This window comes from Paenibacillus sp. MMS20-IR301 (assembly GCF_032302195.1).
GTDB lineage: Bacteria > Bacillota > Bacilli > Paenibacillales > Paenibacillaceae > Paenibacillus_AQ.
Window position 1 is genome coordinate 6,655,807 of sequence record NZ_CP135275.1, and the last position, 15,054, is coordinate 6,670,860.

The window sequence follows — 15,054 nt, forward strand, 5'->3', positions numbered from 1 at the left end:
ATGAAGGAAGATCAGCGGGGGTACATCGTAGTTGAAACTATCGGAACATTTCTGCTCTTTGTGCTCCTGGTCACTTCTATATTGAGCCTTGTGAATATCGTTACCCTGCAGGCCCGGGTCCATTATGCGCTTACCCAGGCAGCTGAGACGCTGTCGATTGCCAGCTATCCTCTGGAAGTAACCGGCATGGCGGAGCATATTATGAAGCTTGATGAGAATGCGGATGGCCTCCGCGAGGAAGCCGATGCCTTCAAGACAGATATCAACGGCATTATTGAAGGCATGAACAGCCTCTCACCGGGAGAAGTAGAGGAATTCGGTGAGGCAGCCCTCAAACGTGCCTCCGGGTGGGTAGAGAATACCCTTGCCAATCCGCAGGAAACAATCAGAATTATGTCTAACTTTGCCTTGAACGAAGGCAAGGGTGCATTAGTCAAAGACCTTGTCCGCCCGCTGGTTGGCCGTTATTTACGAAACGGTACGATGTCCGGGGATGAGTATCTGAAGAGTGTTAACGTGACGGACGGTCTTCATGGTCTTACGTTCTATGATTTCAGCCTTACTGATTTTGAGCATTTAGGTAATAACGATACCCAGTGGCTGGACAAGAACGGCGATATCAAAATCGTCGTCCGCTATGACATTGATTATAAGTTTGGAGCTCTGCCGCTGCCGTTTGGCCCGAAGCTGAGCGTGACACAAAGTGTCAAGACCAAGGCCTGGCTGGGCGGAAGCGGTGAAGGCTTGGAGGAAGGACCCTGATGAACATACATAAGCTTAAACCTGTTGTCCCTTACCTGGGCATACCGGTGCTGGGGTTAGCCTTGTGGCTGATCCACGGGCCCGAATACGATGCCTATACCCTGCTTGCTTACGAATTGCTTATTGGATTCGGCTACGCTGCTGCGCTGAGTGATTTGCGGTCGAAACGCATTCCTAACGAGTATATCGTGGCTATGCTTGCCGCATGGGTCATGATTATGGTTCCACAGCTGTTTGTGAACACAGAGAGCGCATTAAGTTCGCTGAAGAATGCTATTGCAGGGTTTGGCCTGGGCGGCATCCTGTTTCTGCTGGTGTACTTGATCAGCCGGAAAGGTCTGGGCGGCGGTGATGTGAAGCTTATGGCGGCATTCGGATTGTATCTGGGCTTCAGCAACGTGCTCCCGGCAATGCTCTATGGCTCTGTACTGTCTGCACTCACCGCACTTGTTCTGGTTCTGCTGAAGCGGATTGGACGCAAGGATGCTATACCGCTTGCCCCGTTTTTGTATATCGGCGTGCTGCTGGCAATTTTTTTATAAATATATTTATATGTTTCGGGGTCCCTGCAAAGTACCTGAGTCATCCTCGAAGCCAAAGCCCTACTCTGTGGGGTATCTTGTGTAGGAGGTAAGCCCTTGTGAAAAAAGCTAACCGTATGCTGCTCGGACTCGGCTTTGTTATATTGCTGCTCATTTCTTGGGCTGCTGCGTTAGGTTCAGAATCCGATGCTGATAAACAGTCCGTACTTATCCGTCAAGCGGAAGAGCATATCACCGACAAAGAGTACATCGTTGCGGTCCCGCTTCTGGAGGAAGCAGCCGGCTACAATGCGTCACATACACTGCAAGCCGAGAATCTCCTTAAGGAGGTTTACCTCCAGTTATTCAAGCTGAGCAAGCAGTATGTGTACAGCAGTAATTACTCCAAGGTACTGGAGAAGCAAATGGGCCGCAGCAGCGCCACACCCGAGGTGTTCAAAGAAGCTGCGGAATATGAGCTCGGCGACAATAATCTGCCTGCTGCGCTGGCCGTGCTCAAGCAGGGAGTACTCAAAACCGGGAGTGAAGAGCTTACCGCACTCTACGAAGAGAACCGCTATGCAGTGGAGCTGGGCCGTTCCGTGTATGAGGAGGTCACTGCCACAAGTAACGGGAAGATTCAGGTCAGACGTGAAGGTCTCTGGGGCCTAGCGAACGCTGCCGGTAATCTGGTTATTCCCTGTGAGTATGACAAGATCAGCACATTCAGTACAGACCGCGCTTTTGTTAAGAAGGACGGAGAGGTGTACGGCATTGACAACAACAACAACCGTCTGATTCTGCTCCATGAGGAAATTGCTGATTTTGGTAATTTCGGGAATGAGCGTATCCCTCTGCGAATCGGAGAGGAATGGAGGCGGGCAAACGGAGAGTTCACGATCGGAAGCACGGCTTTTGAAGCCATCGGGATGTACTCCAACGGTTATGCCGCTGCCAAGGTGAACGGGAAATGGGGGGTTGTAGACACGGGTTCTGAATGGCTGGTGCCGGCGGAATATGATGAGATTATCACTGATGAGCTGGGCCGGAGCTATTTCCAGAACGCAGTGTTCGCGAGTAAATCCGGCGCAGTATATCTGATTGTTGACGGAAAGCCGCTGGCGGAAGCTTATGAGGATGCCCGGCCCTTTTCAGAGAATGGATATGCTGCAGTCAAGAAGAACGGGCAATGGCAGTTCATTGATACGGAAGGCAAGGTACAGTTCGGCCAGACGTTCGATGATGCATACTCGTTCAGCCAGCATCTGGCCGCTGTCAAGGTAGGAGAGCAATGGGGGTATATCAGCCTGTCAGGCAAGGTTGTCATTGAGCCGCAGTATCTGGGAGCGAAGAGCTTCGCAGATGGAAGTGCCCCGGTTAAGACGGAGAGCGGCTGGCAGTTTATCACTCTGCTTGAATATGAGGAAGAGGTGAGCCTGTGATATACGATATTCAGAGCAAAAATGATCTAACAGGGTCAATGCTTACGGTTAGAATACCTGAGCAGGAGCTGGATCACAAAGCGTTATACACAATTCAGCATGCTGCTCCGGAGTTCATTGTGCCCTTTCGGACCCGCAGTATAGACGGGGAGATTGAACTAACCTATCAGTTGGGCACACGGAGCCGGCTTCAATATTTTTATGGCACCCGCAGCCCGAGGGAGTATGTGGAGCTATGGTCAACTATTCTTACGCCGCTGCTGGATTGTGACGATTGGTTCATGAATCCGTTCTCCTTTGTACTGCAGACAGAATATTTATATTACGACAAAATCAGCGAAGTGGTCAGCTTCGTATATATCCCTTCTGTCCGTCCGGCTGCCGATTATGAGGGGTTAAGAACTATGGCGGGAGAGCTGGCAAAGAACTTTCCGGTGACAGATACCCTGCTGGAGAATCAGGTGCTGAGAGCGCTTATGCAAAGCTTTAATCCGAAACAATTCTTGCAGATGTTAAAAGACTCCTTGCGGCCCGATACGCCTGCTGCACATGTATCAAGTATTCCTGTTGCCAAACCGATTGCTGCTGAGCAGGTGCAGGTGCCCCGGCAGGAGGCTGTTGTCCGGCAGCCTGAAAGAATGCCGGAGAATGAACCCTGGAAGAAGCCGTCCAGCCCTTCCGGGCTGTCCGGTGAGCATGGTGATATTCATATCAATCTTGACGGTAACGCCTTTGGCGGTGCAGAGGCTGCGAAGCCGGATAAATGGAAGCTTTCCTTATTCAATAAAAAAAATGAACCTGAAAAAGCAAAGCCTGAGAAACCCGGAAAACCGGAAAAGCCGAAGAGCCGTTTGTTTGCCGGGAAAAAGAAGGATGAAGCTAAGGAAGTCATTGTCGGAGCCGCTGCCCGGCAAAATATTGCTTCGCAGCATATCCCTCTCCAGTCTGAGCCGGCAGTTGTTCAAAGCTATGGCGGCGGGCCTTACAGCCAGCAGATGGATAATGATGTGACTGAGCTTGAAGAGGATTCGCCGCACAGAGTGCAGCTCCGTTCCATCGGCAACCGTGAGCTTCCTGAAAGTATAGCGGTTTCCGTCTCCATCGGGCAGGTTTTTACAATAGGGCGCTTCGATGCCTCGGTCGGACGCCAGCAATCCAGCTTTGAATTTGCCAAAACGCTTAAAGCGATCAGCCGCCGGCATACCGCAATTGAGCGTGCGGCGGACGGATACAGAATTATCGATTTAACCTCCAGTGCCGGAACCTTCGTTAACAGCCAAAAGCTGGTTCCGGGCAGTCCCCTTAAGCTGAACCGCGGTGATCGTGTATCCTTCGGTAACGCCGGGGCGGATTACATCTGGGAGGAATGAGGGGATGAGCGGGATGCTTTTCTACGGCGGACTTACCGTTCTGGGGATAGCTTCAGTTGCGGGCGTGATCATGGCGGTAATTCTGCGCTCTGCCCGCCGTAAGCTGAGAACCCGGCTTGATGCTGAATATGGCGTGAAGCGGCATGGATAACAGGAGGGCTTATGCTTCAGATTATAGCGGACACGTATGAAATAGAGCATGAGATTGGCTCGGGCGGCGGCGGTATTGTCTATCTGGCGAGACATATCCGGCTGGACAAAAGTGTGGTGCTTAAGGGAGACAAGCGCTCCCTTACAGCTAAGTCAGAAACCCTGCGCCGCGAAGTGGATGCGCTCAAAAGTCTGAGCCATACCTACATTCCGCAGGTCTATGACTATGTTGAACATGACGGTATTGTCTACACTGTAATGGATTTCATTGCCGGCGAGAGCTGGGACAAGCCGCTTAAGCGGGGAGAACGGTTCCCGCAGGCACAGGTGATTGAATGGGCCTGCCAGCTGCTGGAGGCGCTGAAGTATCTGCACGGCAGGCCCCCGCACGGTATTTTGCACGCGGATATCAAGCCGGCGAATGTAATGCTTACACCGGAAGGCACGATCAGGCTGATCGATTACAACATCGCGCTGGCACTCGGAGAGGAAGGCGCTGTAGGAGTAGGCCGAAGCTTCGGCTATGCTTCTCCGGAGCATTACGGGGCGGATTATTCCACCGGCGGCAAGGCACAAAGTGTAACTACTGACTACGTAACGACACAGCTAGTCCCGCAGACTGACGTGAAGACAAGGCTCGAACCGGACCCGGGCGAGCCTTCCAGTGATACCTCAGGCAAAAAAGTAATTATGCTGGATGTCCGTTCGGATATCTACAGCCTGGGGGCAACGTTGTATCATATCCTGACCGGGCAGCGCCCGGCCAGGGAGGCTTCGGAGGTTGTACCGATATCGGGCACGGAATACAGCCCGGCCGTAATTGCCATTATTGCCAAAGCGATGAATCCGAACCCGGATTTACGTTACCAGTCGGCCGGGGAGATGCTGTACGACCTCGAGCATCTGCATGACAATGATCCGCGGACGAAGCGGTTTAAGCGGACCCGGCTGATCGGCTTCATGGCTGCCGCTGCCTTGTTTCTTGCCGGAGGCGTGTCAGCGTTTATCGGCCTGAAGCAGATGGAGCAGACGCAGGCTGCATATGCGCTGGCACAATACTCCGCTGAAGCATTGGCTGCAGGCGACCATGCGAAGGCAGTGTCCCTTGCCCTGCAGGCTCTGCCCGAGCCGAGGAGTATGCTTGCACCGCCATATACGGTTCAAGCCCAAAAGGCGCTTGCTGATGCGCTTGGCGTATACGAGCTGTCGGACGGCTTCAAGGCATACCGGACAGTGAATGTGAGCTCTGAGGTAATGAAGACTGCAATCTCTCCGGACGGTACGACCCTGGCAGCGGTCTGCGCCTGGGAGCTTACATTGATAGACACGGAGAGTGGTGAGGTACTTGCAACTCTTCCGGTGCTGGAGTCCGCGCTGGCTGATGTTGAATTCGTGAATAACGGACTCGTGGCTTACGCCGGGAAAGAGGGGATTGGCCTCTACGATCTGGCAGAGAGACGGCAGGTCTGGACGGGCAGACTGGCAACAGAAATTGCTGTCTCCGCTGATGGAAGCTCTATTGCAGCAACTTACCGTGATGAGAATATGGCTGAGGTCTATAAGCTTGACGGTACGGTCAAGGTATCGGTCCCGTTTGGGAACAAACGCCAGCATGCCCCCGTCAATGATGCTTTTGCCAATGCAAATGATAATTTGTTTAAGCTGAATTCAGATGGCAGCAAGCTTGCAGTCAGCTTCTCGGACGGCGGACTTACTATATTCGATCTTGCCGACAGCCAGAATAGCCTGGAGCTCTATGAGACCTCCGAATATACCCACTTTGAAGGCAATTTCAATCATCAATATTTCGCCTTCTCCGCAAGCAGTGCGGACAGTTCGGCATTTAATGTAATCGATGTAGAGGAGCAGGTGCAGACCGGAGGATTTGAATCCGAACGGCGCTTTGGGGTGGCAGCTGATGAGAGCGGAATCTATGTCTCAAGTGATAATCTGATTGTCAGTATTGATCCCGTTACAGGGGAGCAGCAGGAAATCGCCTATGCCGATGCGGATATTGGGGCTTTCTCAGCGGATGCTGAATTTACGCTGGTTTTGACTACTGATAATACATACTCCATTTACGGTCAGGATGCCAAGCTGATAGACAAGTACGATGCTGACCTTACACATTACGATTTTGTTGAGCTGGCGGGGCCGTTCGCAGTAATTGGCAGCAGGGATACACCAACGCTGAGAATATTGAAGCTTGAGAATCACTCTGATGCTGAAGTATTCCGGTATGAAGATCCCGAATACGCGCATGATGAGGCCAGAATCAGTGCAGATGGCTCGAAGCTGATGCTGTTCTCCTACAATAATTTCCGGATCTATGACGGTCAAGGCGGACTGGTGCGTGAGGTTGAGATTCCTGACGCCGATCATGTCTATGACCAGCAATACCGCAGGGATGAAAAAGGGTCGCGCCTTGAAGTGATTTATAACGACGGTCTGACCAGAGCGTATTCCGGAGATAACGGCGAGGTGCTTTCTGAGGTTCAGGGGGATAAGCCCGACCTTAGCCTGCTGGAGCAATTCTATACGGATAAGCTGAGAATAGAATCGCCCCTGCATGGTACGCCTATTGCGTATGACCGTGAATCCGGCAAAGTAGTCCGCGAGCTGGAGAAAAATGCATATCTGACTTACGTTACACAGGTCGGTGCGAATGTGATCACAGAATACATCTCGGCCAGCGGAGAGCGTTACGGGTTATTGCTGGATGAGAACTGTGACACGCTGGCTGTACTGCCCAATCTTTCTGACATTACCGGCAATGAGCTGATCTTCGATTACCACTCGGGGAGCCTGCGGAAAACCCGCATTTATTCCATAGAAGATTTATTAGCATTATCCAAATTATAAAGGAGGATAACAATGGCAAAGAAAAGTCTGTCCATGCTTCTTGCAGTAATCATGCTGTTCACGATGCTGCCGGCGGCAGTATTCGGAGCCGGGGATACAGATGCGGTTACTGATACAGTAATCTATAACCTCGGAAAACAGGAAGTTTCTGTTGGTCCTGAAGTAGAAGCTGCTTTAACAGATGAGCTGTTCGCGCAGGATGGCAGCTACACGATTCAACTGGAGGATAATGCGTTCTTCCCGTATGAGGTGCAGTTCAAATATAACGGGGAAACCACTACAGAATGGTTTGATACACCGGAAAGCTCTGTTGTTATCGGCGGTCACACCTTTTATGTAGCTACCGAGCAGAACGATCCGAACCGGCTCTCGCAGATCGGCGTGAAGATCGGTAATACTTATGTCGCTGCCAAGCCTGAACCGAAGAATTTCCGGCCGGGAGGCGGATTTACTGCGTTCTCCATGCTGCCGCTGGAAGAATCCCGGGTCAGCCTCGACTTATCCGCATACAGCCGTCTGGATCTGAAGGCTGTAGAAGTTTCAGCATTGCTAAGCGGTTTAAAAGCGGGCAATTCACATCCGGAAATTGATAGTAATGATAAGGTTGTATGGGCTCGTTTATCAAATGATGACTACAAGATCGTCAGCCAAAGCGATAAGATCGATCTGTCTATGTACCAGAATACCTATGGCTCGTTTTCTCTCGAACTGATTGTCGGCTCAGCCCTGCAGCTGGATCCTGACAACATTAGATACATCGTTAACGTAACTGCATCAACGAATAATAAATTTGCAGAGCTTGGAATTTATACGGATTCTGATAGTACACGGACAAAGCTTGGTAAAGCTCCGTATGAGTACTATAGTGTTAGTACTGCATATGATTATTATGACGTCCGGTTGCCGAAAACTTTTAAAAGCAATTTTGATTTTTATATCGGTCTGAAACTGCCCGAAAGCATTGGTACATATGATGTCTTTGTTTACGACGGAGAGTATGATACGGCTGCCCTTGCTGAGGCAGCAGCAGTGCAAGATCCGAGTAAGAACATTACGGCTACTATTCTGGCGGATAGCTATGATGCGGTTGGCTCAGGTTATCACATCACCTCGACTTATGATTCTTCTTATCAGAGATTGACTTTTGTGGTTAAACAAGGAAATGATGCTGTATTCACTCAAAAGATGCTATTGTCCATTAATGTCACTAGCAATGGCCCCGAATATTACTATGGACTATATGCAGAACAAGATGGAAATTGGAATAAAGCAAACGGAGGGTATAGTTATTCATCCCGAAGCGGACTGGAAACCGTAACGTATGAGATGAATGCGGGAGCTGAGGTTAACGATAACTACCACCTGATACTTGTATACGAGCACAATAGCAGCAGCAGTTTAAGTAATGCTGCCACTTATGTTACCAAAGCAGTCGTAGGCCACTTCGATTCTCTTGAGTCTGCAACTGCTGAAGCGGACATTAAATCCCAGTTGTTCCCTAGCAGTTCAGGCAAGGGTAATGGTTACTTGGCGAATTACAGTGGAGATGGACAAAAATTCACGATTTTTGCTGAAGGTGAAGTATTCAAAATTATCGTCAAGACTATCAAAGGCGATAATCCTGCTACACCGGATAGTGTAATTCCAAATCCAGGCTCTATGGATACAAACTTTTATATCCAAGGTGCCAGAGACAGCGCTGGTATTAATTTATCCTCAAAAGTTTATGCAGTGCCATATGATGCAGATACTTATTATGATCTAGGCTTCCAGACCTTGCTTATTAATGATAGCGATGTAGATCTTTCTAACGTGAAGCCGACATTCTGGGTAAATACCTATGCGAAAACGAAAGCCTACATCGAGACAGAGCAAACCTCAGGCGAATCTGTAGTAAACGCCGATCCGGATAAGGGCGGTAAAAGCCCGGTGAACTATGTTGCCAAAGCGGAGAACGGCAAAAACGTTAAAGAATATTGGGTCACGTTCGCCAAAAAGCAGGCCGGCGGCTCCAAGCTCTTCGTGAACGGAATCAACGGACCTGATGGTGCGAAACGTGAGATCTTCCTCGACTCCATCTATGATTACCGTCATGATATCTTTATTGCTAACATTGGCGATGCGGAACTGACCGGATTAACAGCGAAGCTTAGTGATGATGCCGCGCATGTTAAGCTTGATGAATACTGGACGGTAGGCGGGGCCGGCAATGATAAGCTTGCCGCATTCAACGGAGTTGCTAGAGAAACCTCTTATGGTGAAATTGCTAATGTTGCCAAAATCCGTATCGTTCCAGATGGCACCGGCGATATTTCCGGCAAACTGACCATTTCAGCTGTTGGCCAAGAGGATGTTGTCATTACGCTGACCGGGGTTGCCGGCGATCCGAAGATCACTACTGACAGTGTACCTAAGGCGGTTAAGTATGTACCTTATTCCGTAATGATGCATACCAGCAACAAATATGACTGGAACACAGTGAAATGGCAGCTTGCCGGCGGCACTCTGCCGAAGGGCATGACTCTTTACGAGAATGGAGAGCTCTACGGGGTTCCGCAGGAGACGGGTACATTCACGTTCTGGGCCCGGGCGGAATTTAACCCGCGGTTCCCGAGCGATATGAAACAATTCACACTGAACGTAGCGGACAATACTGCTGAGGATGTATTTAATGCCAGTGATTATGTAACCGACTGGCCGAATCAGCTAACGACCATTAACAGCTACGCTGATAAAGTCTTCAAAATCGAGCATGCTTTCAGTGAGTTCACCGACAAGTTCTTCCTCGATGGTAAAGAACTGATCAAAGATACAGATTATCTGGCTGAAGAAGGAAGTACGAAGATCACCATCCGTGCCCAAACCTTCCAGAACAGCGGCAGCGGCACTCACACTATTGCTGCCGAGTTCCGTAATGACCAAGGTAAAGGTACAGATATGAAGAAAGCTGCCCGGAACTATACGCTTGACCTGAACACCCCGAGCAGCACTACGAAGCCTTCAACCAGCGGATCCGGCTCCAACCCGACTCCGACGCCAAGTGCAACACCAAAGCCAACTGCAACTGCAACACCAACGCCAAAACCAACTGCAACACCAGCACCTAGTGCTACTCCTAAGCCAACATCAGCCCCTTCGCAGGCCCCAACCTCGAAGCTGTACAGTGATGTCAGAATAGCAGACTGGTTCAGAGCCGATGTAGAATGGGCAAATGAACAAGGGCTGATGACAGGAGTCGGTAATAACAAATTTGCTCCACAAACCAAAATTTCCGGAGCAACTGTGGTTGCGGTACTGTCCAGACTAGCCAAGATCGATTTGAACTTATATACAGACACTGCCTATGCGGATATCCCGAATGATCAGTGGTACAGCAAAGCAGCCAAATGGGCCAAGTCCACAGGGCTGCTCGGAACCGATCCATTCCAGCCGAACACTCCTATTGTACGCGGAGAGCTGGCGGTCATTCTCGTTAAATATCTGGACCAGCAAGGTATTAAATACGAAGCAACCGGAGCAGCAGCTGTATTCTCTGATGCTAGCCTGATGACAGCAGAACAGAAGACGGCATTCCAGGTTCTGTACAAGCTGGGTATTTTCAACGGTAAGAACAATGGAGTGATGGATCCTAAAGGAGCTACAACCCGTGCGGAGCTGGCTACATTGCTTCACCGGGTGGCAGTATTCGTTGAGAGCCATCAGTCCGGCGAGTAAGCCGGCTTCATTCGAGCGATGATTAGTTAAAGCAATAAGCTGCCTCTGCACCAGCGTAAAGCTGATGCAGATAATAATCCCTTCAAGCAGACACTCTGGTAAGGCCGCATAGCGGTATAGGCAGGTGTCCTTGAGGGGATATTTTATTGGGATAAATATGAAGTTATAGTATGATAGATTAAATCATTTAATGACTTCATACGGGAGGAAGAATACATGAAAATCGGTTTTCTAATCATTGATCTGCAGGAGGTTCATCTGGGCAAGGTCGAGCAACGGGCGATTGATACCGCCTGCAAATATATTAACCACGTGTCAGAGCTGCTGCGCTCCAAGAACCACACCGTCATTCATATCCAGGATATCGAGGGCATGCAGGCCGGGGATGAAGCGAAGTTCGAGGTCATTTCCGGTATTCAGATTGCGGATACAGATCTTAGAGTGACGAAGGAGTATTCAAATGCGTTCTGGAAGACGAATCTGGAGGAGCTTGTGCGGGAGCAGGGCATCGATCTGCTGATTCTCTCCGGGTATGCGGCAGAATACTGCGTTCTATTCACTTACAATGGGGCCGAGGAAAGAGGCTTTAAGCCTGTGCTTTTACAAAATGGCATTCTAAGCTCGAAGAGTGATGTAATTCCTGCAGCCTACAGGGACCGGAATCTGATTTCGTATCCTGTTGTTGAAGCGCTGGTGCAGGGGTAAGAAGCACTTTTACTGGACTGGAGGGTATTCCATGGGACGGTATGTAGTCTATAACCCGGAGAGCAACAGTGAAGTAGTTGTTGCGCTCCCGGCGCTGGCTGAATCTGAGCGTTGTTTATTCAAAGGGATTTTAAAGGATAACTTTGTTGTGCAAGAGGGCATATACACACACCATAGCCGTGAATACGCACTTAATAGTCTTAGTACTGAAGTAGCCGTTACTGATTATTGCCTGAAGGAAGCTCAAGGCAATCCTATCTTACTGCTGCTCGCTGAAGCGAGTATGGATGAATTCAGTCTGGAGAAAATGAGGAGCTTCCAAGAGATTCATCGAGAGGCGAAAGTAACTGTCATTGGGAACGGATACCACTTCTTGCCGGTTACGAACTCTGTAGAAGTGGCAGCTGCGGTACGGGGGCAATTACATTCAGTCTAACTCAATGCTCACGTTGATCCTATTCCAAAAAAAAGGAGCTGTCCCAAGCAGCCGTTTCATGGCTTATGGGACAGCTCTTTTATGTTAAAGCTCGATTATTTACCCCGGGTCCGCGCCAGCTCCTTATGCACAATAGGAGCAACCTTGGTGCCCAGCAGCTCGATGGCACGCAGCACCTCGCGGTGCGGCATGGTGCCGACGTTCACATGCAGGAAGAAGCGCGTCACTCCGAGGTTTTTGCGCAGCAGGATGATCTTCTCGGCGACATACTCGGCATCGCCGACATAGAGGGCGCCGCGCAGGCTGCGGGCATCGTCAAAGGCTGCGCGGTTGTAGGTTCCGCCCCAGCCGCGTTCGCGTCCGATGACATTCATCTGAGCGGCGGTGGAAGGGTAGAACAAGGCTGCCGCCTGTTCATTGGTTTCGCCTACGAAGCCGTGGGAATGGGTGGCAATCTGCAGCTTGTCAGGATTATGCCCCGCGCGGACGGCGGCTTCCTTGTACAGGGCGACGAGCGGGGCGAACCGCTCGGGCATACCGCCGATAATTGCGAAGGCAATCGGCAATCCGAGTGTTCCGGCGCGCACAGCGGATTCCGGATTGCCGCCGCTGGCAACCCAGACCGGGAGCGGGTCCTGCACTGCACGGGGGTAGACCGGGAGATTATGGATCGCCGGCCGGTGGCCGCCGCGCCAGGTGACCTTCTCGGAGGCACGGATGGCGAGCAGCAGCTCCAGGTTCTCCTCGAACAATTCATCGTAATCGTCCAGGCTGTAGCCAAACAGCGGGAAGGACTCGATGAATGAGCCGCGTCCGGCCATAATCTCGGCCCGGCCGTTCGACAGGCCGTCCAGGGTAGCGAAATCCTGGTATACCCGGACCGGGTCAGCCGATGAGATTACGCTGACCGCACTGGTCAGCCGGATGTGCTTAGTCGCAGCAGCTGCGGCAGCCAGTACAACCGCTGGCGCACTGCCGGCATAATCGGCCCGGTGATGCTCGCCAATTCCGTATACATCGAGGCCTGACTGGTCAGCCAGCACCATTTCCTCCACAGCCTCACGCAGTCTTTCTGCATGGCTGATTGTTTTGCCGGTTACCGGATCAGGTGTAGTCTCCAAAAACGTGCTGATTCCTATTTCCATTAATTTCTTCTCCTCGGCCATCTCAATCCGCCCCTTTCTTCATATCTGTATTCTACTATACTTTTTAATGTTTCTCAACTTTAGTAAGTGAAAAAAGAAAAATCCGCTAACTTGGCCACATCCGCCGTTACCTCCGCTTACCGTGGACATACATATATTGTAATACGCGAGAAAGCGGTGAGCAAAATGGGAAAAGGGGTAGGAAATACAGCGAGCGGCTTTGCCGCGTCGGCAGAAGGGCTGAATACCACGGCAAGCGGAGCAGCCGCTCATTCTGAAGGTTACTCCACACTTGCCAGCGGAGACACCTCACATGCGGAAGGCAATTCGACGATTGCCAGCGGAAGCGCAGCACATGCTGAAGGTCATCTGACCCAGGCAACGAATGATACGGCGCATGCGGAAGGCACTTCGACCATTGCCAGCGGGGTGGCCGCGCATGCCGAAGGTTATCAAACGAATGCAGCGGGGGAAAGCTCGCATGCGGAAGGCTCGATGACGCTGGCCGCCGGGCTGGAAGCCCATTCCGAAGGATACGGCACCCAGGCCTGGGGCGCACGTTCCCATACGGAGGGCTTCAACACTTCCACACAGACGACGGCCGTCAATGCTCATGCGGAAGGGGAGGGCAATTCCGCCAGCGGCCGGGCTTCCCACGTGGAAGGAGGCGGAACAGATCCGCTGGGCAATGCCGCCCCGAACTTTGCCAGCGGCTCCGGCTCTCACGCGGAAGGGGTCGGCAGCACCTCGATGGGCTTTGCTTCGCATGCCGAAGGCGGCACTGCGGATATTACAGCCGCGTCCGGTCCTTCGGCGCTGGGCGATTTCTCCCACGCTGAAGGGCAGAACACTACTGCCAGCGGCTCAGCTTCGCATGCTGAAGGGCTGGCCACCTTAGCCAGCGGCAATGTAGGTGCCCACGCAGAAGGGCAAAATACAATAGCCAGCGGAACAGCCTCCCATGCGGAAGGCTTCCAGACGCTGGCCAGCGGACCTTCAGGCCATGCAGAGGGAGCGAATACACGCGCCGGGGGTTCCTTTTCCCATGCGGAGGGCGTAGGGACACTGGCCAGCGGCGGATATGCGCATGCGGAAGGTGCGGACACTACCGCCTCCGGCCAGGCTTCGCATGCTGAGGGCTTCCAGACCCAGGCGTTTGCTCCCAACTCCCATGCAGAGGGAGAAGCTACAATTGTACTTGCAGAGCATACAGGTTCCCACATTATGGGGCATAACGGGTCTACCCGGTTCCCGTATTCCTGGCATCTGGCCAACGGGCTTGCGGTGGGGCCGAGCTTCAACTCCGCAGTCATCGAAGGGCTGACCGGTAATCTGTACCTGGATGGGACTCTGCAGTCTCCGGGTGCAGCGGATTATGCGGAAATGTTCGAGACCTCGGACGGGCTGGCGATTGACGCCGGATATTTCGTTACCTTTGACGGGGCAAGTGACCGTATCCGCAAGGCCAGGGCAGCAGATGAATATATTCTGGGCGTCATCAGCGCAAGACCGGCCATCGTTGCCGATTCAAGCGACCTGCGCTGGAACGGGATGTTCGCTACCGATGAATGGGACCGGATTCTGTATCATGAGGTAGAGGTTCCGGAGGTGAAGAATGAATACGGGCATATCGTCCGTGAAGCCGGTACGAAGACAGAGCCGGTGCTGAATCCGGAGTGGGATGACTCGCAGGAATATATCTCCCGCCAGGATAGGGAGGAATGGGTAGCCGTAGGAATTATCGGCAAGCTGCTTGTCCGCGATGACGGCACCTGTGAGGCAGGAGGGTACTGCCGGCCGGACGATAACGGAATGGCTACAGCAGCGGCAGCAGGCTACAGGGTAATGAAACGTACCGGCGAGCGGCAGATCCGGATATTTGTAAAATAACGGGCCAGACCGGTTGTCCGGCCGGATGGATCGGGTATGTAAGCAAACGAAGCCAAG

The 15,054-nt window shown here is 51.8% G+C and carries 11 protein-coding genes; 10 read left to right on the plus strand and 1 reads right to left on the minus strand.

Features of this window, described 5'->3' with window-relative positions; all coding sequences use genetic code 11:
• From LOS79_RS28705 to LOS79_RS28745, 9 genes are all read left to right on the plus strand, one after another.
• Complete coding sequence (locus LOS79_RS28705) at window positions 1-762, plus strand: hypothetical protein (RefSeq protein ID WP_315414184.1); 762 nt, start codon at window positions 1-3, stop codon at window positions 760-762.
• Window positions 762-1,304, plus strand: coding sequence for an A24 family peptidase (locus tag LOS79_RS28710; RefSeq protein WP_315414185.1), 543 nt, complete (start codon window positions 762-764; stop codon window positions 1,302-1,304). Before LOS79_RS28705 ends, LOS79_RS28710 begins: the two co-directional genes overlap by 1 nt.
• Before the next feature lie 98 nt (window positions 1,305-1,402).
• The gene (locus LOS79_RS28715; RefSeq protein ID WP_315414186.1) at window positions 1,403-2,725 is read left to right on the plus strand and encodes a WG repeat-containing protein; all 1,323 of its coding nucleotides are present in this window, start codon (window positions 1,403-1,405) and stop codon (window positions 2,723-2,725) included.
• Window positions 2,722-4,095 carry a DUF6382 and FHA domain-containing protein gene (locus LOS79_RS28720; RefSeq protein ID WP_315414187.1) on the plus strand — a complete coding sequence of 458 codons (1,374 nt, stop codon included), beginning with the start codon at window positions 2,722-2,724 and terminating at the stop codon, window positions 4,093-4,095. The genes LOS79_RS28715 and LOS79_RS28720 overlap by 4 nt, the downstream gene beginning before the upstream one ends.
• Before the next feature lie 4 nt (window positions 4,096-4,099).
• Entirely contained in the window at window positions 4,100-4,246 is a 147-nt protein-coding gene (locus LOS79_RS28725) for a hypothetical protein (protein WP_315414189.1), read from the plus strand.
• A gap of 11 nt (window positions 4,247-4,257) precedes the next feature.
• Window positions 4,258-7,107, plus strand: a complete 2,850-nt coding sequence (locus tag LOS79_RS28730) for a serine/threonine protein kinase (protein ID WP_315414191.1) — start codon at window positions 4,258-4,260, stop codon at window positions 7,105-7,107.
• Window positions 7,108-7,119: 12 nt separating this feature from the next.
• The gene (locus LOS79_RS28735; protein WP_315414192.1) at window positions 7,120-10,821 is read left to right on the plus strand and encodes an S-layer homology domain-containing protein; all 3,702 of its coding nucleotides are present in this window, start codon (window positions 7,120-7,122) and stop codon (window positions 10,819-10,821) included.
• Between the two features lie 216 nt (window positions 10,822-11,037).
• Complete coding sequence (locus LOS79_RS28740; protein ID WP_315414193.1) at window positions 11,038-11,526, plus strand: cysteine hydrolase family protein; 489 nt, start codon at window positions 11,038-11,040, stop codon at window positions 11,524-11,526.
• 31 nt (window positions 11,527-11,557) lie between these two features.
• Window positions 11,558-11,962: a hypothetical protein gene (locus tag LOS79_RS28745; RefSeq protein WP_315414194.1), complete on the plus strand. Its 405-nt coding sequence runs from the start codon at window positions 11,558-11,560 to the stop codon at window positions 11,960-11,962.
• Between the two features lie 95 nt (window positions 11,963-12,057).
• Here the strand turns inward: LOS79_RS28745 and LOS79_RS28750 are convergent, their stop codons facing one another.
• Entirely contained in the window at window positions 12,058-13,107 is a 1,050-nt protein-coding gene (locus LOS79_RS28750; protein ID WP_397386702.1) for an LLM class flavin-dependent oxidoreductase, read from the minus strand.
• A gap of 186 nt (window positions 13,108-13,293) precedes the next feature.
• On the opposite strand from LOS79_RS28750, the gene LOS79_RS28755 reads away from it, so the two are divergent.
• Window positions 13,294-14,997, plus strand: coding sequence for a peptidase G2 autoproteolytic cleavage domain-containing protein (locus tag LOS79_RS28755; RefSeq protein ID WP_315422496.1), 1,704 nt, complete (start codon window positions 13,294-13,296; stop codon window positions 14,995-14,997).
• Window positions 14,998-15,054 lie beyond the last annotated feature (57 nt).